Raw genomic sequence first — 25,317 nt, 5'->3', positions numbered from 1 at the left:
CATTGCAAACCAAAATTTTCCCTCCTCTTTAGCACAAGCCGCACAAAACCCGGATTTTGTCCTTACAACCAAATAGGTTAAAGAAGGTTATTCTGTTATGACAATTCAATTAAATATAGCCGATAAAAATTTTCCCTTAACGTTAGCCATAGCAGCCCAAGATCCCGAGATGGTGCTCACTACTCAATTTAGCGTACGAAAAAAAGATGGAAAAATAAAAACCTTTACGCTAAGTGTCCTGGATTTATTGGTCCGTTTTTTTACTCTAGGGAAAAAAGGGGTAGCTACAACAAATGCTAGACAATCTGTAAAGGTTGCACTAAAAATCATCCGAGCTTCTCGACCTATCTTCCAAAATGCAGCCAATTGCAATCATATGTACGTTCTTTTAAAACGTACCATCGACAAGGAGCGCATAAGTTTCGTAGAAAAACAGCGATTAATGAAAAAACTTAGGTTTGTTCGTGATCGAGCAGTTAAAAACGTTACGAATCGTTTAGAAGGCTTGAAAGAGGCAAAGCCTGAAACTGAGGCAGAAAAAATTGCCATCCAGCAGGAGATAAAGGGCATGCTTCAGGTAGTGCAAAAAGAGGACTTTGATCCACAATTAGCTTTAATTATGGGAAAATTTGGTTCGGAGGCGGCCATCAAACAGCTGTTTGCCACAATAGGTAGCACAAATGAATTTTACAGCATTTTGAAGAATGCTATTCGCGGGAGTCTCTTAGCAAAAAATAAAGAGACTCTTAAAGCTATCCAAGCAAATGCCTCTTATGGCGACTTATTTTTCTTCCATTTTTTTTATGGGCTGTATGAAGCAGTTGTTAAATTTAAAGATATCGATGTTCAAGATGATTTCTTCGATTTTGCCTTAAATCTATGTAAGCCTACTGTATTATTAAAAACAAGAGGAGAAATATACGAAGGCTCTATCTTATGCGTTTGGTATGCTTTTCTGCAGAAAGGTTGTGCCATTAATGATGAGGAGATCTTCCTGATGGAAAAACTCTTAGCTAAATTTCCCCCGTTAGCAAATATCCCTCTTCTGAGAGAAGTTGATAGAGAATCCTCCCTTCTATATCCGCTTTTCTTGGCGGTTGGTTATAATTCCCCTAAACTTGTAGACCTTTTTCTTAAAAAGGGAGCAAATCCCGATTTTCTCATTGTAGCTGAGTTGTTACCAGTTGATTGTTTAAATAGTTTATTTCCTGATGGTGACTGGCCCAAGGGAATTTTAGGAGTAGTTAAGCTGATTAATCTAGCTTTAGCTAAGCCTACATTGTATCCTATCGCTAAAAAATTGATAGAAGCCGATAAGACAAAGCAAACTTGGGTGGATGCAAAACTGATTACAGAAGAGGAAAGAGCAGGGACTTCAGTGGAAAGGGTATTAGAAAAATTCGAAGCCAAATTTCCTCTGGCATAGCAAACGACAGACTTATAATTTCAGAAAGCTGCTATTAAATAAGCGGCTTTTATGGTAATTAACTTCCCTTTGTAAGCAGACTAAAACTGGCATGGCCTTCTACTAAAGCAATAGCTTCTTCAACTTTTGGAAGATCTCCCATTCGAATTTTAGCTATATAAAAGAGAGCCATCTTTAAGACCCCTTTTTTACGCTAAGCAAGAAAAGGGATGAGACGTGCCTTTAGCCTTTGAATGGATCTTTTGCTATCCATCTCGGGATTAAAAATACAAAAATAAAGGGTCCAATTTCACTGGTAGTCAGGTTACCAAAACGGGGTGAAAGGGGGAACGCTTACGTCCTTTATTTATCGTTTATTGTTTTTTATTTAATTTAATAATTAATTAGGGGTTTAATGAATGGTATGATATAGAATGAATGGTATGATATAGTTTGTGTAAATTAGATGTTAAATATGGCGGTCTGCTATGACAATCCAATTAAATGTAAACGATAATAAAAATCTTACCTTAGCTTTAGCCAAAGCAGCTCAAGATCCCGAAATGGTGCTCACCACTCACTTTAGCGTACGAAAAAAAGATGGGAAAATAAAAACTTTTACGCTAAGTGTCCTGAATTTATTGGTCCGCTTTTTTACTCTAGGGAAAAAAGGGGTAGCCACAACACAGGCAAAAAAATCGGTGGAAGTTGCTTTAAAAATTGTTCAAGCTTCTCAGTCCATCCTCCAAGATGCATACAATTGCAATCATATGTACGTTCTTTTAAAACGCACAATCGCTAAGGCTCGAACAGATTCCACCGAGAAACAGCAATTAATAAAAAAAGTTAGCTTTGTTCGTGACCGAGCATTTAGAAATGTTACGGATCGTTTAGAAGGCTTGAAAGAGGCAAAGCCTGAAACTGAGGCAGAAAAAAATGCCCTCCAAAATGAATTGGGGGTTATAATTCAGGTATTGCAAAACGGGGGCCTTGATAACGAGGACCTTGATTTAGAAGTAGCTTTAGTTGTGGGAAAATTTGGGTCGGAGAAGACCATCAAACAACTATTTGCCCCAACAATGGATAGTAAGGATAAAGCTTATCATATTTTAAAAAATGCTATTTGCGGAAGTCTCTTAACAAAAAATAAAGAGGCTCTTAAAGCTATCCAGGCAGAAACTGTCGATGCTTTAAAGAATGAAGGCTTCTTTATCTTCATGGGTCAAATGATAGAGGAAATGGTCAGAATGAAAATCGTTCAAGATGATTTCTTTAATTTTGCTTTATCTTTACCTTTATCTCTAGGCAAGCCTACTTTATCCGTGAAAATCGAAGCGCGCTCAGCTGAGGCGTCTCTCTTAACTTTTTTAGCTAGTGAAACCCTATTGGATTGTAAAGATGGGTTAAATGAGGAGTATGTGGTTTCTCTGGTAGAAAAAATCTTGGCTAGATTTCCCAGTTTGGTAAATATCCCTATCATAAGAGAAGCCGATAAAACATCGGGTGTATGTATCTATCCGCTTTTGATAGCGATTAGCCAAAAATCCCCTAAGCTTGTGGATCTCTTTCTTCAAAAAGGAGCAAATCCTGGTGCTTTCCTTTCAGCTGATATATTAAATAGAGTCTATCCTTCTGGCGAACGGCCACAGGGAATACCTAGATCCGGACCTGTTAAGCTGATTAATCTAGCTTTAACTGATCCTAGCTTTTATCCTTCCGCTAAAAAATTGATTGAAGCCGATAAGACAAAGCAAACTTGGGTAGATGCAAAACTGATTACAGAAGAGGAAAGAGCAGGGACTTCAGTGGAAAGGGTATTAGAAAAATTCGAAGCCAAATTTCCTCTGGCATAGCAAACGACAGACTTATAGCTTTGGAAGGCTGCTCTTAAACAAGCGGTTTTTATGGCGATTGGCTTCCCTTTATAAGCAGATCAAAATCGACATGATCTTCTACTAGAGCAATAGCTTTTTCAACTTTTGGAAGTTCTCCCATTCGAATTTTAGCCATATGAAAGAGAGCCATCTTTAGGGCTTTTCTTTCTCGCTAAACAAAAAGGGGATTAGGGGGCGCCTTTTTAGCATGTTGAATGGATCTTTTGCTATCCGCCTTGGAATTAAAGATACAAACAATAAAAAGTTCATTTTTACTTGTGGCTAGATTGCCAAAATGGAGCTGTATTGAAAAAATCGATTTAAAAATTTAGTTAAAATTTTCAAAAGTTCTTATTTCTTATTTTTCAAATTGCCAATCTTTCCATCTTGTTGAAAAGAATATATCTGAAACTGTTTTCAACTTTCTGACGTTCAAAATTTTTTGAAAAGAATCGATCGCCAAATAAGCGTTTCAAAATGGAAAAGGCCGTTTCCACTAAAGCTCGACAATTATAGCCTGTCAGTTTTCCCCAAAGAGATCTAGCCTATCGATCGCCTCCACGCCCCGATATTTCCAGCATGGCTATATCTCTCCCATCATTTTTGAACTTATATCTTGCATTCTTTGGAGGTGGAATTAATGGTTTGGCTTCCTTGTCTTTGATGACTTTGCGCGCCTCCCGCCTATCGTATCCTCCATCGGCAATCACTTGTTTTGGCGGACGGGCTAGTTAATCCAGTAGCGGAGCTGTCATTCTACTGTCTCCAGCCTCTGAAATTGTCGCCATTTCCGCCAGGAGTTCCAAAGTCTTGAGACCTACTGCTAAGTGGACTTTCACCACTTGCGGAGTCTTCCTCGCCCATGCACTTTTACTTTCCATCCACCTTTGCCTACCACTTCCACGCCTGATGGATCAAGGGTGGCTGTTTGGCTGTGTGAGTGGGAGAGCTTAGGCCGCGTTTTACCTAACTTTTGAACACGCTTGCCCATCAGGGTGTGGTCGGGAACCTTGTTACCTGGTAAAAGTTTTGTTAAAAAGGACTGAGCAGACCCTTGAAGAGTACGATATGTCAGCTTAAACTGAATTTTGAGCATGAAAAGACTCTCAATAAGTATATTCGAGTACTCGGTTGGTCTTCTTCTGGTAGACTGTCGTTTTACGGCTGGCTTGAGAAGGTTTGGACCTAAAAGAAAAGTTAGGCTTCTGCGTTGAATGAGTTGTGTGTTATACCATTGCCAGTTGCGTTCGCGCATCGCAAACTCCTTGGTCTTTTCTTTGATCGGAAAAAAACAAGGAGTTTCTTTTTTCAAGGGATTTTAGCAAGATTCTAGAGAGAATTTTTTCAACACAGCCAATGCTTACCTTCTTTATTAATCGTTTATTGTTTTTTATTTAATTTAATAATTAATTAGGCGTTTAATGAATGATATGATATAGCTTGTGAAAATTAGATATTAAATAAGGAGGTCTGTTATGGCAATCCAATTAAATGTAACCGATAAAAAAAATCTTACCTTAGCTTTAGCCAAAGCAGCTCAAGATCCCGAAATGGTGCTCACCACTCACTTTAGCGTACGAAAAAAAGATGGGAAAATAAAAACCTTTACGCTAAGTGTCCTGAATTTATTGGTCCGCTTTTTTACTCTAGGGAAAAAAGGGGTAGCCACAACACAGGCAAAAAAATCGGTGGAAGTTGCTTTAAAAACTGTTCAAGCTTCGCAGTCCATCTTCCAAGATGCAGCCAATTGCAATCATATGTACGTTCTTTTAAAACACACAATCGCCAAGGCTCGAACAACTTCCACCGAGAAACAACAATTAATAAAAAAAGCTAGCTTTGTTCGCCAACAAGCATTTAAACTCTTTAAGAATCGTTTAGAAGACTTGAAAGAGGCAAAGCCTGAAGCTGAAGCAGAAAAAACAGCTATCCAAAATGAGTTAGGAATTATGCTTCAGGTATTACAAAACGGGGGCCTTGATTCAGAATTAGCTTTAGTTGTGGGAAAATTTGGGTCGGAAACGGCCATCAAACAACTATTTGCCATAACAATGGATAGTAAGGATAAAGTATTTGCCACAAAAGTTAGTCAAAATAAAGCTTATCATATTTTAAAAAATGCTATTAGCGGAAGTCTTTTAGCAGAAAATAAAGAGGCTCTCAAAGCTATCTATGCAAAAACTATAAATTGGTTAGATAATAGGGGCTCCTTTTTCTTCGCGGGCCGCATGATAAAAGAAGCTGTCAAAATGAAAATCGTTCAAGATGATTTCTTTGATTTTGCTTTATCCTTAGGCCAACCTACTATATTGACGAAAATTGAAGAGCGCCCAGCTAAGGTGTCTCTTTTGTATATTTTATCTCGTCGAGCCCTATTGGATTGTAAAGATGGGTTAAATGATGAGTATGTGGTTTCTCTGGCAGAAAAAATCTTGGCTAGATTTCCCAATTTGGTAAATATCCCTGTCATAAGAGAAATCGATAAAACATCGGAGGCATGTGTCTCTCCGCTATGTATAGCGATTAGCCAAAATTCCCCTAAGCTTGTGGATCTCTTTCTTCAAAAAGGAGCAAATCCTGATGCCCTCGTATTAGTTGAGGAGTTATATAGACTATATCCCTCTGCCGAACAGCCAGAGGGAATATCTGGGCCTGTTAAGCTGATTAATTTAGCTTTAGCTAAGCCTACATTGTATCCTCTCGCTAAAAAATTGATTGAAGCTGATAAGACAAAGCAAACGTGGGTAGATGCAGAACTGATTACAGAAGAGGAAAGAGAGGAGACTTCAGTGGAAAGGGTATTAGAAAAATTCGAAGAAAAATTTCCGCTGGCAGAGCAAACAGCAGACTTATAGTTTTGGAAAGCCGCCATTAAACCAACAGCTTTTATGGCGATTGACTTCCCTTTGTAAGCAGATCAAAATCGACATGATCTTCTACTAGGGCAATAGCTTTTTCAACTTTTGGAAGATCTTCCATCCGGATTTTAGCAATGTAAGAGGTAATCATCTTAAGAGCGTCGTAGCTATGCAGAGGGGCATAAAGAGTGGGAATATCAACCTGCCGAATTTGCTCGCAAATTTCTTTGCTAGGAGGATGGCGGCCTGTTAAAATCATTCCCCCTTGGAAATCGGTGCCATCTGTTTCAGAAGCGGTGAGATGTTGTTTCAAGACAGATCGAATAATATCTTCACGACTAGCGGGTGTTATAACTAACTCATTTGGAGTGGCCTCTTCTTCATAAGCTTCTAAGGAAGAAGCGGCTAAGCGCGTATGGCGAAAGTGTCGATACCGATGTTGCTCTCCTGCAAAAAGTGGGGTATCAAATAGATATTCAAAGTCTTTAATTGTCGGATTATTTAAAAACTCGTTATAGGGAATGCAACCAGCAAGCGGAATATTCCATTTTTTTAATAATCTTGGGAAATAGTGAAGAATCATCTCTTTTTTTTCTTCATAAACACGGTTGAGAATAACTCCGCGTACTTTGACTTTATGTTCTTTGCAGAGGGCTAAATTTAAAGCTAGCTCGTCATAAGCAGATCCAAGGCCTCCCGAGGTGACAATCACCATTTCCAATCCCAGTAACGAGGCAACCTTAGCATTTCCAAGATTAATGATTGAGCCTACTCCTACATGTCCGGTTCCCTCCACAATCGTATAATTATTAGCCTCAGAAATTTTTTGAAAGGCGTGTTGGATTTTTTTGGTCATCTCTTGCTCAGTCACTTTTCCTTCAATGTAATCGCGGGTAAAACCTTGAGGAATAATCACCGGGCTCATATCCATCCAGGGATCTTCGAGCTGAAAGGTGTTTTTGAACAGAACCACGTCTTTATCGACGACCACATTCTCCTCAATTGTCACATGCTGCTGGCCAACGGGTTTGATAAAGCCAACTTTGTGATACCTTTTTTTTAAGCCCGAAATGATTCCTAGGCATAAGGTGGTTTTACCGATATTTTGACCGGTGGAGGCGATAAAAATGGAGGATTTTGGCATTTTGGAGTTCCCTTGTTGGAAGTCAAACTATGAAATTTAAGGCAAAAAAAGGCAAGAATTTGATGAGTAGAAATCGGGGTTAATGATAAAATGCTTTTTTTAGTTTTAGCTAGGTACCTAAATGCTCCATGCAGATGATGAAAGCTTGCTCCAAAAGATTAGAGAGCTTCTTAGTGTCCTAAATACATTGCTAGGGCCTAATGGATGTCCGTGGGATCGGGAACAAACCCTTGAAACCTTGCGCTCAACCCTTTTAGAAGAAGCAGCCGAATGGGTGGAAGCTGTTGATTTAGGGGATGCAAAACATATGGAAGAAGAGCTCGGAGATCTATTTTTAAACCTCTTTTTTATCTCTAAATTGGCGCAAAAAGAGGGAAAATTTCAAATGGACGAGCCTGTTTCTCATGTGATTGCTAAGTTGATTCGCCGTCACCCGCATGTGTTCAGCGACAAAAAATTAAAGACAGCCGAGGAAGTTACAAGCCAGTGGGAAGCTCTTAAACAACAAGAAAAGCAAGAGCGGAAAAGCATTTTAGATGGGATTTCTAAAGCGCTTCCTGCTTTAATGCGGGGAGCAAAAATAGGCAAAAAAATCAAAAAAACAGCCTTTCCTTTAGAGGGTTTTAAAGACTCCCACTGGGAATGTCAGGATGAAGAGTCCATTGGGAATACCTTATTCTCTCTTGTTTTACATGCCGAAAATAAAAAGATCGATCCCGAGATGGCACTTCGAAAAACGCTTTCGAAAGTTGAACAGCATTTTCGCAAACAGGAGGGATTGGTAGAATGAGGCAATTTACGAGTTCAGTATACATCCTTGAAAACCAAAAAGTCCTTCTCATTTTTCATAAAAAACTGAGAAAATGGCTGCCTCCTGGCGGTCATCTGGAACCGAATGAAACCCCTCCCGAAGCAGCTAGGCGTGAGGCTTATGAAGAGACAGGTTTAGAAGTGGCTTTACTTTCACAGGAAAATGTGTGGATTGAAAGATGGAATGCCACTAGCTTTGAGCGTCCTTATGTATGCTTAATTGCCGAAGTTCCGGCTTACCGAGACCAGCCCGCTCACCAACACTTAGATTTTGTGTATCTAGGATATCCCGTAAAAGGAGCCCTTGCCCAGAATGTGGAGGAAACGGAAGGCATTCGCTGGTTTACCCCCTCGGAAATTGCCCTCTTAAAGCCTGATGAAGAGATATTTGTCGAAACGCAACAAATTTTAAAGCAGATTTTTTTTGAAGATTTATCCACCTTTAAAATATCTGCGGAAGCGGGTGTTACGTTTGCCACTAAATCCTTCCTTTAAATCTTTTTCTCTCCTTTATTTTTAAAAATATAGCCTTTTAAAACGGGCGCGAGAGAGGCGGAGAGTTCCTGGTTTTTCCACATCATGCTTATAAAGCATTGCAAAAAGATCATGTACATGCATAAAGTGAGTAAATGAGACGAGGTGGCTTTTTTATTTTTTTAATTTTCTAATAGACCTTAAATAACCGTTGGTTGATTTTTAAAATTAAAAGTAAATAACTCTAAAAGGAGGCTCGCAATGAATACTTGGGTAAATTTAGCAGTGGCTGGGGGAACCTGGTTATTTCCCGCTGCGGTTGTAGGCATTTTTTCCTGCAGATTGCGTTTTCAAAAAGACCTAAAAGTTTTGCCTGAAGAAGAAAGGCATACTTTAGAAACCAAAGTTCAGGAATTGGCGCATAAATTGAAAATTTGCAAAAAATTAGAGATAAGGGAAATAAGCGGTCTAGAATTAGGGGCACAGGCAATGGGAAACGTCATTTTTCCAGGCAGAGCAGGGGTCATAATAGATCCTTATTTTTTTGAATGCTTAACTCCAGAGACGCAAGAATTTTTTGTCGCACACGAAATCTCGCATATCAAGCATCATGACTCGTTAACTCTCTGCCTAGTCGCGGGGGTGGCTAGTATGGTGACGACAATTGCTTTATCGGTGCTATTTCCTCGATCAGCCGATTTGTCATCAGGCAAGTGGTATGGGGGAGTTGCTTGCAGTGGAGGGGTTGCGGCAGGAATGTTTACTTACTCTTTAGCTTCCCAATGGAGAGAAAAGTGTGCCGATAAGACAGCCTTTTCCGTGTGTTCACCAGAAGCACAGGCGGCAGCTATAGAATTTTTTGAAGATTGCCGGAGCATTTACAGAGGATACAGGAATGAAGAAGGGATTTCCTTTCTTTCTAGCGTATGGAGAAAAACACGCATTATGGCAGAGGGAGAAGATCGATTAGATATTTTACACCCTTTTTTAAAAGATAGAATAAATTATCTAAAAGAGGGAGTTTAGGGAAAAGCATTTCTAAAAAGCACCCACTAGGATTAAAAGGGTTGGGCTTTTTCAGCCACAAAAGCCTAATAAAAATCTCTATTGCGGTTAATTCTCTTTTTAGTTAATGTTTTATTTTGGCTTTATTCTCTTTAAGCCGGGGACCTCATAGAATAGAACAGTCCGAACCAGGTCAGGACAGGAATGTAGCAGCCTTAAGGATGTAGTTTGTGCTATGAGACAATCTCCGGCCTTTTTTATTGAGGTAGAACTTTTTTTTAAATTCCTTGTATTTAACTTTTCGGGTTTTATTTAATTTTTTTTGCTCTTTGAGCTTCTCCTCATTTTGCTAATTCTTTCCGACAGAGCCTCTTTATCGAATTTGAGTTGGCCGTGCCAGACAATCTCTGTCGAGCTTTTTGCATGCAAATTTCCTATCCCTTTTTTGCTTTTTCTATCTCTTCAATCATACGGTCTACTTCGGCGTTGTCTTTAAGTTTTTCTAAAATTCCTGTAGGGTTTTCCCTTCCAAATTTATTGAATAAATCGGCAGGAGAGATATTTGCTTTTACGAGTTTCGCCAGGTTTTGGACAACAGCAGGGTGCTCTTTTTTTAATTCTTTCAAGAAGAGGCGAGAATTTCCAGAAAGTGTGGAGGCAAATTCTTTGTTTCCCTGCTTAACAAGGCGAGGGTGAACAAAATGATTCATAAAATTTAAAATACGAGGGTCATCCACTTGAGTGTCATCAGGATAAGCTTTTCTGAAAAGTTCATTAATATGCATTAAGGTTTCATAATCATGGGTTTTAAGTTTATCCTTGATTCTAGAGGCGGTATACCATTCATGATTTTTGAAAAATAAAATAAAGCGGTTTATAAAATTTTGAATAGCATTTCCTCCCACAGCTTTAACCGCTTGCTCAATAGAAACTTTTTCCCCCGTATTCTTCTTAACATCAATTGTTCTGTAGTGAGAACTTTGGCCTATTGAAAACTCTTTAAATTCGTTAATCCGGCTCATATTTTCTCCTTAATAGGCTTATTTTTAAGCATCACTTTCGAAATATTAAAAAATTTTAAACAACCTACCTTTATGGTTTATTATAATTATTAATTTAATTTTAAAAAATATTATTTGTTTTCTTAAAAAGAATTAAAGCGATGCCAGATTTGTAGGGAGCAAAATAAAAAGGGCGCTATTTAGATCTACTCCTAAAAAAAGCAAAGCTTTAGTAAGCAAGCATTTTTTCGCCGTTTGGAAAGCTACCTCTTTCTACATTTCTACGATAGGGAATTAGCTAGGTTTTATTTCTTAAGAAGGATTCAACTAGAAGAGATCCATTTTTGTTAGCCTGCTTTTGAGCTAACCTTTAGTTTTTCTTTATTCTTCTTCAAGTTTTGAAGCAGGGGTTTACAGAATGGAGTAGCCTGAACCAGGCCAAGACAGGAATATAGGGGTTTTAAGGGTGGCATCGAGGCCTTAAGGATGCCTGCGATTCTTTCATCTCTCCCCTAAATTATTGGCTAATCTTTCTTTTAATTCGAGCCTAATTTAGGGGAGTTGCTATGAGGGTGATTTTTAATTTTTTAAAATAAAAGGGGAATTTTTAAACTTCATGGCTGTTCACTTTTTCTTTTTTTAAGTTGCATTTTTCCCGAAAGGACGATTTGGTTTAATGCCAAATCGTCGGACGATGCCCTCTCTTCTTCCCCGCTTTCGAATTTCCTTTTGTCTCTAGCTAAAGACTTCTTAGGACTTCTAGCTAACATATTGTGGATACAGGCGTATTGTTTAAAGGTAACATTCCTGGATAAAATATAATTTAAAAATTCCTGGTGGTACCCACTTTCTTTTAAAGCTGTGAGAAAGGGAAGGGAAAATTCCTGGAATTCGAACTGAAAGAGCGCTTCACTCTCCGCATAAATGTGGGTCAAAGCTCTTTCGCCTAAAAATGTAGCTAAAGAGGCCACTTCTGCCAGTTTTAGCTGGTTGCTGGCATGGCGGCAGAAATCTAGAACGAATGTTCGTGTGATTTCCAGAGGATAGAGGGCAAAAATAGTGCGCAAAAATTGGATTTTACTTTCTAAAGTGACTTGCAAAAATAATTTTTTAGCAACATTCAAATAATTCTCTCTTGCTTCTCCTTCTTCTGAATGTCGTAACTTTTTTAAATTTTCATTAAAAAGAAGGGTGTAAAGATGTTGTGAGTTTGCTTCGAATTTTTTCTTGTGGAAAGGGGTTTTGAGGGCTTGCCAATGCTTAGTCCACTCTTCAATGTGTTGGAAAACAATTTTATTTAAAAAGGGGATAAATTTTTCACTAGATTTGGGATAGTTCACTAAAGGAACCATTTTGTTTAACAGATAAAGGACTGACAGATTTGGCCTTAAATGGCTAAAATAATCCAGCATTTTTTTCTCCCCTTCCTCTTCAAGAAGCACGTGAGAAACGATGATGGAAGGGAGAAGGCAATCTTTAACTTCTTTTAGCCAACAATCTTTTTTCGGATTCATATGGAGGATAAAGGAAAAGCCTTTGACGAATGTAAAAATAGGTAGCGGATTTTCTTCTAACTGTCCCTGTGTGATCAGAGATTCTAGCAACTTAAATAAATTTGAAGGAAAAGATTGTAAATCTTTAAATTCTTGACAATGTAATAAAAATTTATTTGCAATCTCTAAATTCATTTTAACTGGTTGTTTTACCGCATAGTTAATCAATTGTTTATAAAATTTTTGTTTCAGTTTGGTGTCATTAAAAGGCTCAATGCCTCTCCACAAATTAGAAAAGAATTCGATCCTACTTTCTGCCTGGCTATCTTGTTTATATGGCAGAGCATTCATTACGGTTTCTAAAAATAATCCCCGCGTTTTTTTTCCAAAATTTTTTATAAATTCCAAGGCATATGCGAAACCATTTTCGTTTTTTAAGATTTCTTCTAGCAAATTTGCTCGAAAAAGGATTTTGTCAAAGGGGCCTTGTTGCCCCTTTAATTTTTCTTCTTCGCGTAACATACCTACCGCTGTATCCATTTGATTTTGCCGAAGATGGGCAATTATTTTTTCCACAACCGGCAGCTCGAATTTTTGTAAGTTCTGCTCAAGTTCGGGCTTTTGTGAAAATTCTATGCTTAGGTTAAGCGAGCCTTTTTTCCATAATTTACGGATGTCTTGCACAAAAGCCGGAAAAGAATTTTCATAGATGTCTATACAATAAGAGGCATATTCAGGATCGATTAATTGATAATCAGCGAGTAATTTTGCAAATTCTTTTAAAAATTCTTGATGGGTAATATCTTCCGGAGATAGGGCAAGATTGGTTAGCGTGTATAAAAAACCTTTATTAAAAAGAAAATAAGGATTTCCATTTTTTCCTAAAATAAAGTTTTTAAATTTTGAATATAAATGAAGGAGCTTTTTTAAATGTTCTAACCATTCTAGCGGATCTCTGGTTGAGTTAAGCATTAATTTAAAAGTGGAACCGATCGTATGAAAAGCGCAATTCACAATGTAAGGATCGCTTATTGGCACTCTTTTCTGTCTCAGAAAAGCGGTGCGGGGAGAAATGGTTCCTTTATGCTCGGTTAATGTTCCTTTTCTTTCAATGCTTACTATACATTCGTAAAAAGCTTTTACAATTTCCTCTAGTCTATCCAAAGGAAAATGGGGAGCCATGGCTTGAAAAGCAAATGAAGCGATGACGCTTTCCTGACATATAAAAATCATTTCGGCGTCGTTGGATTTCAATATTAAGCTGCCCCAGTCAAGGATTTCATTAAAATGGACTTTTTCAAGGTTAAAAGAGATGTCAAGTATTTCGAATAATTTTATGGCAAGAAAGGGATCCTTTATATGGGTTGCCAAGCTCATAATGGCATGAGTCGGTAAAACCAGGCTCATTTCAAATAACTGAGGAAGGGCGTCTTTTAGAGCGAAAAGGAAAGTGGGTGATAACTTTAAAATCTCTTTTTCGTTTAGGACTTCAAAAAAGAGATAAAGACAGTTTAATCGAGCTGGGAGCTTCGTTTTCTCATTTCCCATTAACCAAGTAAATATTTCGGTTATATTGTCAAATGTTTCTTTTGCATTATCTAGGGTAGGCTCAGGAAGGAAGTGGTAAAACAGATTTTTCACTAACTCTGGCTGGGATTGGCTAAGCAATACGCTCAAGAGATAGCAGGCGAATTTACGCTGATTGATATCACCCTCCTCGCTATCGACAATATTTTTCAAAAGTTGAAGGCAATGTTCATCCAGTAAGTTGTCTTCTAAACGCATGGATAGTAAAGCTTTTTGCAAATGATCAACTGAGTAAACGCATGCAAACTGGTAAATCTCTGGAAGCAAAGAAGCCTCTTTTGCTGCTTGGTTGTGTAAAAGTAGAGAAAAGTCTACGTCAGATATCTTCTCTTTAGCGAACGCGATTCTTTTTTCAGAGTAAGCGAGTACAAAATCGATCACTTTCACCTCAAAATTCAAAGAAACTTCGCACGATTTTGCCTCTTCGGAATCCATGATCAAAAGGTCCTTCAATATTCCCAGCTGTTCGAGAACTTCGCTATCCACCTCACGCTCTTGTTTATCTAGGGTGGAAATTTTAATGTGGGAGGGGTGATTAAATTGAAAAGAGTTTTGATAAAAGTAGGGGGAATTTTGAGAGACTTGCATGAGAATCCTTTTTAATTAATTTTATTAAAAATCCAAAAAATAATAACAAATTAAAATGAATAATGCAATTAGTTTTATGTTTGACGTGTTTAATTTAATTTTATTTTGCTAGCTTTAAATAAATTGAAACTATTTTCTAGTAACTTTTTTGCTTTTGGCAAAACCTTTTAAAAAAATAAAAAAGTTTAGAAATTTTCCAATATTTTTCAGGAAGGGGCTATTTCGTTCAAACAGTTTTTTTGAAATTTCTTTACTTTTCAGGCCCTGCTTTGTGTAGCCTATAAGAAAGAGTTCTAAAAAGCGTTGGATAGTATCTCCTGAATGAAATTCGAGCAACGTCGCACAAATCGGGTAGCTTTCGGTAGAATGTAGGCGAGCAGCTAGGAAACATAACAGGCCAAAAAGATTAGAAGGGAGAACTCCTATCAATCGAGCATTGTTGCGCTGTATGGCCTTTTATTGAGCTTTGCAGAAGTAATCCTACCATTGAGGCTCAATCACGAGGAATCTCAACAAGCAAAAACTTAAAGCCTGGGCTTCTAGCTTCCTTTGCTTGTCTTTGCCGATGGAGGGGTTAAAGCTGAATATTTCCGCTCATTTTTATTGCGCATTTAGTTATAATTTGGGTGACACATTTTTAATAACTTTTGGTATTCAGGATAATTTATGTTAGAACCCGTTGGCAGTGAATCTTTTGACGAACGAGAAAAAAAAGTTTTAAATTTTTGGGAAAAGGAAAATATTTTCATGCGTTCCATTCAGGAACGAGAGGAAGCTCCTTTATTTTCCTTTTATGATGGACCTCCCTTTGCAACGGGTTTGCCTCACTATGGACACCTGCTGGCTGGAACTATCAAAGACGTGGTACCTCGTTATAAAACCATGAAAGGATTTTGCGTGCCTCGCCGCTTTGGCTGGGATTGCCATGGCTTGCCTATTGAAAATGAGATTGAGAAAAGCCAAGGGCTATCAGGCGCTGCTTCGATCGAGGCGTTTGGAATTGCTAATTTCAATGAAGAATGTCGCAAGATTGTATTGCGCTATACCGAAGAGTGGAAAAAAACGGTTATGCGCATGGGGCGATGGGTCGATTTTTCGAATACTTATCGCACCATGGATGTCTCCTTTATGGAATCGGTGTGGTGGGTATTTAAACAGCTATATGAGAAAGGCTTAGTTTACGAAGGTTTTAAAGTCATGCCTTTTTCCGCTAAGCTGGGCACCCCTTTATCCAATTTTGAAGCAGGGGAAAATTACAAGGAAGTGGATGACCCTTCTTTAACAGTGGCTTTCCCCCTAGAAAATGAACCCAATACTTCTTTGCTTATTTGGACAACTACTCCTTGGACATTGGTCTCCAATTTAGCCATTTTAGCTGGGCCTGAAATCGATTATGTCAAAATTCAAGACCATGCCTCTGGAAAGTATTACATTTTAGCTCAGCCTAATCTTCCTCGTAATTTTAAAGAGGAAACGAGCTACACAGTTGTGCAGCAGATGAAAGGGAAAGATTTGATTGGGCTCAGGTACATACCCGCCTTTTCTTATTTTGCAGATCGAGCTCAGACTGGGGCTTTTCGAGTCATTGAAGAGGGGAGTGTTTCCACGGAAGAGGGGACAGGACTCGTGCATTGTGCCCCAGCATTTGGGGAAGTGGACTTTTATGCGGCGCAAAGGGCAGGAATCGAAATTGTGTGTCCTGTTAACACAAATGGTTTATTTACAGCAGAGATTCCCGAATATGAAGGACTTTTCGTTAAAGATGCGGATAAGGATATTATCAAACGACTAAAAGGGGAAGGAAAAATCTTTCAGCATGGCACCATTCATCACCGTTATCCTTTTTGTTGGCGCTCAGATACCCCTTTAATTTATCGCGCGATGAGCACATGGTTTGTGGCGGTGGAAAAAATTAAAGACAACCTCTTAGCCTCTAACCGTGAAATCCATTGGACTCCTAGCCATATTCAATTTGGGCGCTTTGGCAAATGGCTAGAAGGGGCTCGGGATTGGGCGATCAGTCGAAACCGCTATTGGGGAACCCCTATACCCATTTGGAGGGCAGAAGATGGGGAGTTGATTGTGATCGGCAGTATGGCAGAATTAGAAAAAGAAGCGGGGCATAAAATAACAGATTTGCATCGCCATTTTATCGACGATCTCCTTCTTGAACGCAATGGGAAGGTTTTTAAGCGTGTGCCTGAAGTTTTTGATTGCTGGTTTGAATCAGGCTCCATGCCTTACGCCCAGAATCATTACCCTTTTGAGAATCGGGAACTTTTTGAAGGCAACTTCCCTGCAGACTTTATTGCTGAAGGATTAGACCAAACAAGAGGATGGTTTTACACTCTCACCATTCTTTCGACGGCCTTGTTTGAGCAACCTGCGTTTAAAAACGTAATTGTGAACGGGATCATTCTGGCTGAAGATGGAGCTAAAATGTCAAAAAGACTCCGCAATTATCCAGATCCCACAAGTGTAGTTGAAAAGTTTGGCGCTGATGCGGTTCGCCTTTATATGATGCATAGCGCTGCTGTGCGGGGAGAGGATCTTTGTTTTTCGGAGAAAGGGGTAGAGCTTGTATTGCGTCAAATCTTAATTCCGATGTGGAATGCTTATAGCTTTTTTGTGACTTATGCTCGTATTTATGATTGGAGGCCTTCTGCAAAGGAAGAGTTAAAGCCTGAGGCAGTCATCGATCAATGGCTCTTGTCCCTTCTTAATAAATTGGTGCTCCAAGTGGAAGAGGGGATGGACGCCTATGACTTAAGTGCGGCGGTTGAACCGTTTGTCAAGTTTGTAGACCAATTGACAAACTGGTATATCCGCCGCTCAAGAAGACGTTTTTGGCAGGAAGAGGCCAATCAAGATCGGCATCAAGCTTTTTCGACACTTTATCATACGTTGCTGACCCTTGCGAAAATTGCTGCTCCTTTTATTCCCTTTATTACTGAAAGCATTTATAGCAATCTTCGCCGTGAGGATATGCCTATCTCTGTGCACTTATGTGCTTATCCTGTTTATCAAAAAAAGTTGCGCAATCAAGAACTAGAAAAAGGGATGGAAGCTGTGCAGACAGTGGTGAGTTTAGGGCATGCCTTGCGCAAAGAGCATAAGCTAAAAGTGCGCCAGCCTTTAGCAGCCGTTCACCTGGCATGTCCCGATGAGCCTATTTTGCACTTTTTAATAGACCAACAACATCTAATCGCCGAAGAGCTTAATGTTAAAAAGGTTGAATTTAGCTCGAATGAGACTGAATGGGTGAGCTTAAAAGCAAAGCCTAACTTTCGAGTTCTGGGAAAAAAAGTTGGAAAGTTGATGAAAGCTGCCCAACAAGCAATTGATACATTCACACAAGCCCAGTTAGCCGAACTTCTAGAAGGTAAAAGCTTAGCAGTGATGCTTGAAGGCAAAGAGTTATGGGTGACTAATGAAGATGTGCAAGTTGAACGTTCTGTGCATTCAGGAATGATTGCTGCAAATGAAGGGATGCTCACAGTCGCTTTAGATACTATTTTGACAGAACCTTTGCTCATAGAAGGTTTAGCGCGCGAAGTGATCAATAAAGTCAATACAATGCGGCGTGAAGCAGGTTTTGCGGTGACCGATCGCATTTGCATCCAGCTAGAAACAACGGAAAGAGTTAAAGAGTGTTTTGTACAGCATGGGGCTTATATCCATGGGGAAGTATTGGCTCTTCAGGTAGACTTTCTAGATAAAGTGGATGGGCAAGAATGGGATCTAAATGGAGAAAAAACTAAAATCAATCTCATTAAAATGTGATCCTCATCGAGAGGAAAAAGCCTTCAAAAAAAATGAAGGCTTTTTCTATCCGTAAAGTCAGCTCGGTAAACTTTAAAATATTCCCTCTTTTTTAGCTTAGATATTAAAAAGAGGGATTTCTTATTAATCAATCCGTTTAGGCATACCGCATTTTTAAAGAGACCTATCCAATAAAAGGGAGGTATGCTAATTTGCGATCGATAAGCTTTATGTTGAGGAATGAGCCCTAGAACGTATTTTGAGGACGTGTGAGGGGAATTTTTATGGTCTGAAGCTTGTTTTTTGCTTCTGCGGAAATAGCCTTATGATTTTGAGAGTCAATTCTCTAAGAAAAGATAAACAATGTCTTTCCATCCATTTTTAAAGGAATTTATATGCAAGCACCTTTCTCTTACACGACTCATTTTAATGGGGATTTTTCCCTCGTTGAGTTTGTTACCATAGAAGCTTTACAGGCAAAAGGTGGTGTTCATACTGTAAACTTTAAACTCCGCGGTAAATCTGATTGTGAAGAAAAAGAATTAAAATGTCACGAGCTCAATTCCTTATTCCAAATTTTACTTCAGCACAATATCAAATTTTATCAGGCAAACGGATTCACTTCAAATTCTTCGTGCTCTTGCTTTAGAGCAACCCCCTTGAAAGAGGAGGAAGAGGTTGAAGTTAAAAAAGTTAAGAAAGTCACAAAAATTATTTCGCCAGAGAAAAATTCCAGCCATATTTATCAGGAGGCTTTTGAAGAATGCTTAGCTTTAATTAAAGACAAGCTGCGCGCGCTCAAGCATCAGTCCAAATGCTTTGTGGTGGTTCCAGGCTTTATTAACCATCTTTTTGATGAAATGTATCAATACTTTGAAGAAGCAGGCCTTTCTGTCCCCAGAAAAAAACCAAATGAATGTGACTTTGCTTTTAACTATAACCACACTCTCAACCATCATATCATTTGTCGCCTAGAAATTGAATCTGAAAAAGACGAATGGTCTAATGAGAATTTATTTGAATTTTTGCCGCTTGAAAATAAAATAATTGTGAACTTTGCATTTACTTCTACTAAAAAAATTTCCTCGAAAAATGGGGGTAAAAATTATTACATAGATGTATCCGATCCATCAGATACAGAAAAGTTTTACTTAAATATGCTAACAGGGATTGCTTGTGCAGCCGGGCTGCCATTTATAGCAAGCGATTTTATGAGAGATCTAAAAAATCTATGGCTCGAAAAGTTGGAAAAATACAAGCTTTCTTTAGAACCGAGAGTCCGTATTTTTGCACCCCTTCCCCTAGGATCGCCCCCTAACTCCTATATTTTGCAAGCTGAAGAGGAAAAGGAGCCGGAAAGTTTGAAAGAGGCTGTTGTTGAAGAGGCAGAAAGAGAAAACAGCGACGATTATTTTTGGATAGAAGAGACAAAAAGCCCTTTATCCCCTTCTTTTGCTTATGAGGAATGTCTTGTGATCCTGAGAAGTATGGATAAACCTCGAGATAGGGAAGAAGAGGTGATTCTTTTCGAAATCGCCGATCCGTTAGGTAATTTCGACGAAGATACGGAAAGCTACGGACTTAGCGGGGAGCTAGAGGTGCTAGGTTTTAAGCTTAATGAAGAAAAGCTAAAAGCGAGTAACGCCATATTTGTGGTATATACTAAGAAATACGAAATAAACCGCCAAAAATGTGAAGAGGTAAGATGCCACACTGATTTATTAAAAGATCCCAAACGGACTACCGTTCTTCTGTTTAAAAAATGTGGGGCTCTTCCGCCTGAAATTCAAGCCTTGAAAGACAATGGAAGTTTGGTGGTAGATTTGAGCGATGCTACTCACCCCCAACCTTATTGGGAAAGGCTTCAATTGTTTTCTAAAATTATGGGAGTCCATTTGTCTCCTATGCCTGCAGATAGAGGAGAGCAAAGTTTTGAACTCTATCTAGAAAGAAAATACAAAGAATTGATAGGAATAGAGGAATATTCCACCCCAGAGCTAAACGCTTACCAAGAATGCCTATCCCTCATTAAGATGGAAGTGGAGAGTAATGCAAAAAAGTGTGTTTTGATAGATTTTGACGATTCAGCCGCTAATCCCGAAGCATTCTCTTTTTCTCATGATTTAAAATCTGCTGGCTTTTCTTTAATTTGGCATGCGCAGAGCCGCGATCCGGAGATAGCAAAGGGCGCGGACGGGATAGTTGTCAGGATACCAAAAAAATATTCTAACCTTTCTGCTAATAGGCAAGCTGAATTCAAAATATTTAAAAGCTTGATTTTTTCCCACTTTGAAAACAAACGAAATAAAGTGATTGTCATCAAAAGGGAAGATTTTAATGACGATAGTTTGAACTTAAAAGGATGCTTTTCCATCATTGAAAATAACGATAAAAAAGGTGCGGAATTATTTTGGATAAAACTTGAAAGAATTGTTCACCTGGCAGGGATTGCAGATAAGAGGATAACAAAAAATGGAATTGAAAAAAGCTTCATCGCTTTCTTGTACGACCAATGGCAAAAAAAACTCAATCCTTTCAGCGATCAAAGCGAAGAAGAGGAAGCCTCATGGGAAAAAATAGAGAAAGAGGAAGTCCCTCAGACTCCAAAAGAATTTAAGCGTGAGGACTGTATTTGCCCTATTACGCGAAGATATATGAAAAATCCCGTGACAGCAAGCGACGGTTCCAATTATGAAGCATGGGCTATTGAAAAATGGATGGAGGAAAACGGAACCTCTCCTATCACGCGAGAGCGTTTAAGTAAAATCTTAACCCCTAACCCTGCCCTCCGAGCTGCAAGCGAGCGGTTTCGCAAATTTTCTTCTGCAGATCCCTAATTCATCGGGTTTCTAAGTTTTTAGAAAGCCTTAGATGGCTTTTTCAGAAAAAAGCACACGAAAATTGATCCCGATTGTTCCATTTTTATGAGGGAGAGGCGTGCGAGAGGAAAAAAATTTTGTTTTTTATAGCAAAACTCCCTTGAGAATAAGGACTGCTAGGCTAAAATAAATAATAATTCCCGAGACATCTACCAAGGTGGCGACAAAGGGAGCTGAAGATAAAGCGGGATCTCCTCCTAGGCGTTTAATGAGAATAGGAAGCATAGAACCCATAATCGTTCCCCAGGTTACTACTCCAATGAGAGAAAGGCTCACAGTTAACCCGAGCAGCAACCAATGAGGCCCATAGACATCTGTAAAAAGGGTCCAAATTCCAATCCGTACGAATCCAATGATAGCCAGAATAGATCCTAGCAAAAGGCCAGAAATAAGCTCACGACCCATGACTTTCCACCAGTCTTTCAAATTAATCTCGCCAAGAGCCATAGCTCGAATGATGAGCGAAGATGCTTGAGATCCCGAGTTACCGCCGCTTGAGATGATTAAGGGTACAAATAATGCCAGAGCGACTGCTTTGGCAATATCTTCTTCAAAAAATGTCATGGCAGAGGCTGTAAAAAGCTCTCCTACAAACAATATTACCAACCAAAAGGCACGTTTTTGAATCAATCGAAAAAGGGGGGCCTCCATATAGGGGTCTTCTAATGCTTCCACTCCTCCAATTTTTTGGATGTCTTCCGTATCCTCTTCTTCGGCAACAAACAAAACATCGTCAATCGTAACAATGCCTTTTAAAATCCCTTGAGAGTCAATCACGGGCAAAGCGCCGCGGTTATTTTTCTTAAAAGTATTAATCGCGACTTCTTGATCGTCTGTTACGCAAAGAGCTGCGAAAGAGTTATCCATTAAATCGGCCACCTTATAGGTAGGAGGAACAAATAAAAACTCTTTAATCTTAATATCGTCTAATAACTTTCCTTTTTCATCTACGACATAAATGAGGTTAATTGTTTCGCTGTCATGTCCATACGCTCTTATGTAGTCTAAGACTTGCTTCACTGACCATTCTTTTCTAACTGCTAGAAAATCAGGCGTCATTAAGCGACCCACGCTATTTTCTGGATATCCCAGTAACTTCAGTGCTACACTTTGCTCGGAAGGGGTGAGAAGGATTAAATAGTCATTCAGAGATTTAGGTGGGAGTTTTTCTAAAAAGGCCGTACGGTCATCAGGCGAAATGGCGTTCAATAAATGAGTGACTTGAGAAATGGAAAGAAGTTTTAAGATTTCTTGCTGCGTAGAGGAATCAAGAAATTCAAAGACTTTTGTAGAAAGGTCTGGGGGAAGCAATTCAAAGAGATATTTTTGATCTTTTTCCGATAATTCGGAAAAAAGCTCTGCTAAATCTGCTGGTAAAGAAGTTTTAACGGCTTGCGTAATCTCCTTGCGATTATGCAAATGGATTAATTTCTTAAGATGTTCTTTGTCAAATGAATCATACATCCCTTAGACTCCCACACGTATCTAAGATTAAAATTGAACATCTTTTCCTTTATAACAAGTTTTTTTGTTTAAGAATTAATTTTTCAAAGCATATTTTTTCTTGATTTGTTGCAAGATAGGTTCAATTTTTTTTCTTTCCTTGCGCTCTAAGCGATCGATAAAAAGAACTCCATTTAAGTGGTCATTTTCGTGCATGAAATTAGTGGCTTCATAACCTGTCATGGTTTCTTCGAAAGTATGTCCTTCTAGATCCATCGCCTGAATTTTAATCCTTTCAGGACGTGCTACATTGGCAAATAATTTGGGAATAGAGAGGCAGCCTTCAGAAAAAACGTGGAATTCTTGGCTGTACGTTAAAATTTTTGGATTAATAAAGACCCGATCCTTGCCCTCAATCCAACTCCCATCTTCTTGAGCAATAGGAACGCAAGTCACAAAGATAGAGAGGAGCTGAGCGATTTGAGTAGCCGCTAAGCCAATCCCATTAGTGGCGTGCATGGTTTCAATCATATCTGCAGCTAATTGGCGAATAGAATCGTCAATTTTTTCAATTTGTGTCGCTTTTTTCCGGAGAACCGGGTTTCCGTAATAGGCAAGAGGAAGTAACATGATTTATTTAAAATTTAAAGTTTAAAAATGGTAGATGTATTATAACAGGTCTTATTTTAAATGAATATTTAAAAAAAATTAGTGAGGTTGCAATGGTTGAAAACTTCGTTAACACAGATCCCGTATGCGGCATGAAAGTCGAGCAATCGCATGAAGCTGGCCGATTAACTCACGAAGGAAAGAGCTATCTATTTTGTAGTAAGGCTTGCTTGGAAAAGTTTAGGCGTAATCCTACAAAATATTTAGCCGCCACTCAAGCAGTGAAGCATGCCAAACTTTATACCTGCTTTATGCATCCAGAAGTCCAACAAGCTTATCCAGGTAATTGCCCAATTTGTGGAATGATCCTTGAACCTCAAATATTTACAAAAGAAGAAAATCAGGAATTACGCGAGATGCAGAATAGATTTTGGATCGCGCTTCTTTTTACAATTCCCTTATTTCTTCTCTCTATGGGAGGAATGTTTGTTTCCCAATTTTTTGCCTCTTGGGTATTTAGATCCGTTCAATTTGCGTTGAGCTTGCCTGTTGTGTTATGGGCGGGTGGGCCATTTTTCCAGCGAGGTTGGCAGTCCTTCAGAAGGTGGAACCTCAATATGTTTAGCCTCATTTCATTAGGAATCTCTGCCGCATTTTTGTATAGTATAGCTGCCCTATTTGTTCCTTCTCTTTTTCCCTCTCCTTTGCATCATCAAGGATTAACTCCTCTGTATTTTGAAACTGCCGCTATGATTACTGTCTTAGTTTTGGGGGGACAAGTATTGGAATTAAAAGCCCTTAGCAAAACTGGACTAGCGATCCAAGCCCTCTTAGAAAAGTCACCTAAAACAGCCTATGTGATAAAGGAGGGAATTGAATATGAAATTCCGGTAGAAGAGGTTCAGATCGGAAATATTTTAAGAATTAAACCTGGAGGCAAAGTTCCAGTTGATGGGATCATTGTAGAGGGAAAAAGTATTTTTGATGAAGCCATGATGACAGGGGAGCCTATGCCAGTGGAGAAAGAAGTCAATGATACGCTGTTAACAGGAACCATTAACCAAATTGGCACTGTCTTAATGCGCGCCGACAAAATTGGAAAAGATACCCAACTTGCAAAAATTGTACAGAGGGTGGCAGAGGCGCAGAGAAGTCGAGCTTCTATTCAAAAATTAACCGATAGAATTGCTAGGTATTTTGTTCCACTTGTTATTCTCGCCTCTATTTTGACGTTTATGGGGTGGTATACGTGGGGTCCTCAGCCTGCTTTCGTGTATGGTTTATTGAATGCTGTCGCTGTTTTAATGATAGCTTGTCCCTGTGCACTGGGGCTAGCGACATCCTTGTCAATCATGGTGGGAATAGGGCGTGGAGCGGCAGAGGGGATCTTAATTAGAAATGCCCAAGCTTTAGAAAAACTAGAAAAAGTCCAAACAATCGTGGTGGATAAAACTGGGACGTTAACTGAGGGAAAACCGATTTTAAATCAAGTTTTTGCGCTAGGGGCATGGAAAGAAAAAGATTTGCTTTATCTAGCTGCAGGAATTGAACAAAACAGTGAACACCCTTTAGCTCGGGCTATTGTAGAGGGAGCTAAAAGACGTTCTATCTCCCTTGCTAAGTCCGAAGGTTTTATTTCCGTGGCGGGGGGCGGAGTAAAAGGAAAAATTGAGGGGAGAGAGGTTTTTATTGGAAAACTGCATTTTTTAAAACAGCTTAATATTCAGGATTTAGGATTACTGACGGAGCTTGAGCAAAGAACAGAGGCTGCTGAGACTATTTTACATATCGCCGTCGATGGAGTTGCTGCTGGCTTGTTGTCTATGGTGGATCCGATCAAATCTACAACCCCACAAGCTATCTCTGAATTACGCCGGATGGAAAATAAAATCGTCATGTTATCAGGCGATCGGTTGAAAACCGCTCAGGCTGTGGCCGACCAATTGGGGATAAATGAAGTAGTGGCCGAAATTTCTCCTGTTGATAAGCAAACTTTTGTAAGAAATCTGCAAAAGAAAAATAGCCAGGTAGCGATGGCGGGAGATGGGATTAATGATGCGCCTGCTTTAGCAGCTGCTGATGTCGGAATTGCCATGGGAACAGGAACAGATGTGGCTATGGAGAGCGCAGAGGTAACTTTAGTTTCAGGGGACTTACTTGGGATTGCAAAAGCGATCAGACTGAGCCGAGCAATTATGCGAAACATCAAACAAAATCTCTTTTTAGCATTCATTTACAACAGCTTAGGAATTCCCTTAGCTGCGGGAATTCTCTATCCTTTTACAGGCTGGTTGCTTAGCCCTATTGTCGCAGCCTTGGCGATGAGCTTGAGCTCTATTTCAGTCATTATAAATGCTCTAAGACTTTATTACTGGAAATAAGAAC

Annotated in this window: 16 protein-coding genes and 1 other RNA gene; 10 read left to right on the top strand and 7 right to left on the bottom strand. The window is 39.1% G+C overall.

All coding sequences use genetic code 11. The annotated features are described in order from the left end of the window. The first annotated feature begins 97 nt into the window (after positions 1 to 97). Together PARA125_RS05865 and PARA125_RS05860 are read left to right on the top strand one after the other, a co-directional pair. Positions 98 to 1,426, top strand: a complete 1,329-nt coding sequence (locus PARA125_RS05865; RefSeq protein ID WP_213157788.1) for a hypothetical protein — start codon at positions 98 to 100, stop codon at positions 1,424 to 1,426. 467 nt (positions 1,427 to 1,893) lie between these two features. Then, positions 1,894 to 3,258, top strand: a complete 1,365-nt coding sequence (locus tag PARA125_RS05860; protein ID WP_213157787.1) for a hypothetical protein — start codon at positions 1,894 to 1,896, stop codon at positions 3,256 to 3,258. A gap of 566 nt (positions 3,259 to 3,824) precedes the next feature. Here PARA125_RS05860 and PARA125_RS10170 read toward each other — a convergent pair. Both PARA125_RS10170 and PARA125_RS05850 read right to left on the bottom strand, forming a co-directional pair. Beyond that, positions 3,825 to 3,989, bottom strand: a complete 165-nt coding sequence (locus PARA125_RS10170) for a transposase (RefSeq protein ID WP_213157786.1) — start codon at positions 3,987 to 3,989, stop codon at positions 3,825 to 3,827. A 125-nt stretch (positions 3,990 to 4,114) separates the two neighbouring features. Next, entirely contained in the window at positions 4,115 to 4,534 is a 420-nt protein-coding gene (locus PARA125_RS05850; protein ID WP_213157785.1) for a transposase, read from the bottom strand. Positions 4,535 to 4,754: 220 nt separating this feature from the next. Here PARA125_RS05850 and PARA125_RS05845 point away from each other — a divergent pair, with 220 nt between their 5' ends. Then, the gene (locus PARA125_RS05845) at positions 4,755 to 6,134 is read left to right on the top strand and encodes a hypothetical protein (RefSeq protein ID WP_213157784.1); all 1,380 of its coding nucleotides are present in this window, start codon (positions 4,755 to 4,757) and stop codon (positions 6,132 to 6,134) included. A gap of 31 nt (positions 6,135 to 6,165) precedes the next feature. On the opposite strand, the gene PARA125_RS05840 is transcribed toward PARA125_RS05845, so the two are convergent. Continuing rightward, on the bottom strand, positions 6,166 to 7,281 hold the full coding sequence (locus tag PARA125_RS05840) for a phosphotransacetylase family protein (RefSeq protein WP_213157783.1): 1,116 nt from the start codon (positions 7,279 to 7,281) through the stop codon (positions 6,166 to 6,168). 121 nt (positions 7,282 to 7,402) lie between these two features. Here PARA125_RS05840 and PARA125_RS05835 point away from each other — a divergent pair, with 121 nt between their 5' ends. The 4 genes from PARA125_RS05835 to ffs all read left to right on the top strand — a co-directional run bounded on the left by PARA125_RS05835 (position 7,403) and on the right by ffs (position 9,825). Further along, entirely contained in the window at positions 7,403 to 8,071 is a 669-nt protein-coding gene (locus tag PARA125_RS05835) for a MazG family protein (RefSeq protein ID WP_249274219.1), read from the top strand. Continuing rightward, a complete protein-coding gene (locus tag PARA125_RS05830; RefSeq protein ID WP_213157782.1) occupies positions 8,068 to 8,586 on the top strand; it encodes an NUDIX hydrolase in 519 nt (172 codons plus the stop codon). Before PARA125_RS05835 ends, PARA125_RS05830 begins: the two co-directional genes overlap by 4 nt. 240 nt (positions 8,587 to 8,826) lie before the next feature. After that, a complete protein-coding gene (locus tag PARA125_RS05825) occupies positions 8,827 to 9,591 on the top strand; it encodes a M48 family metalloprotease (protein WP_213157781.1) in 765 nt (254 codons plus the stop codon). 135 nt (positions 9,592 to 9,726) lie between these two features. Further along, positions 9,727 to 9,825: signal recognition particle sRNA small type (ffs, locus tag PARA125_RS05820), an RNA gene on the top strand. Between the two features lie 179 nt (positions 9,826 to 10,004). Here ffs and PARA125_RS05815 read toward each other — a convergent pair. Both PARA125_RS05815 and PARA125_RS05810 read right to left on the bottom strand, forming a co-directional pair. Further along, positions 10,005 to 10,592 (bottom strand): hypothetical protein, encoded by a 588-nt coding sequence (locus PARA125_RS05815; protein WP_213157780.1) that lies wholly within the window; start codon positions 10,590 to 10,592, stop codon positions 10,005 to 10,007. A 593-nt stretch (positions 10,593 to 11,185) separates the two neighbouring features. Beyond that, complete coding sequence (locus PARA125_RS05810; RefSeq protein WP_213157779.1) at positions 11,186 to 14,239, bottom strand: hypothetical protein; 3,054 nt, start codon at positions 14,237 to 14,239, stop codon at positions 11,186 to 11,188. Positions 14,240 to 14,905: 666 nt separating this feature from the next. On the opposite strand from PARA125_RS05810, the gene ileS reads away from it, so the two are divergent. Then, a complete protein-coding gene (ileS, locus tag PARA125_RS05805) occupies positions 14,906 to 18,022 on the top strand; it encodes an isoleucine--tRNA ligase (protein WP_213157778.1) in 3,117 nt (1,038 codons plus the stop codon). A gap of 374 nt (positions 18,023 to 18,396) precedes the next feature. Next, complete coding sequence (locus PARA125_RS05800) at positions 18,397 to 20,838, top strand: U-box domain-containing protein (RefSeq protein WP_213157777.1); 2,442 nt, start codon at positions 18,397 to 18,399, stop codon at positions 20,836 to 20,838. A 126-nt stretch (positions 20,839 to 20,964) separates the two neighbouring features. On the opposite strand, the gene mgtE is transcribed toward PARA125_RS05800, so the two are convergent. Both mgtE and def read right to left on the bottom strand, forming a co-directional pair. Next, a complete protein-coding gene (mgtE, locus tag PARA125_RS05795) occupies positions 20,965 to 22,344 on the bottom strand; it encodes a magnesium transporter (RefSeq protein WP_213157776.1) in 1,380 nt (459 codons plus the stop codon). 75 nt (positions 22,345 to 22,419) lie between these two features. After that, entirely contained in the window at positions 22,420 to 22,953 is a 534-nt protein-coding gene (gene def, locus PARA125_RS05790) for a peptide deformylase (protein WP_213157775.1), read from the bottom strand. Between the two features lie 92 nt (positions 22,954 to 23,045). Between def and PARA125_RS05785 the strand changes: the two genes are divergently transcribed. Next, positions 23,046 to 25,313 (top strand): heavy metal translocating P-type ATPase, encoded by a 2,268-nt coding sequence (locus PARA125_RS05785; RefSeq protein ID WP_213157774.1) that lies wholly within the window; start codon positions 23,046 to 23,048, stop codon positions 25,311 to 25,313. Positions 25,314 to 25,317 lie beyond the last annotated feature (4 nt).

This window comes from Parachlamydia sp. AcF125 (assembly GCF_018342475.1).
Taxonomy (GTDB): Bacteria; Chlamydiota; Chlamydiia; order Chlamydiales; family Parachlamydiaceae; genus Parachlamydia.
This window is presented reverse-complemented; position numbering and strand designations above follow the sequence as displayed.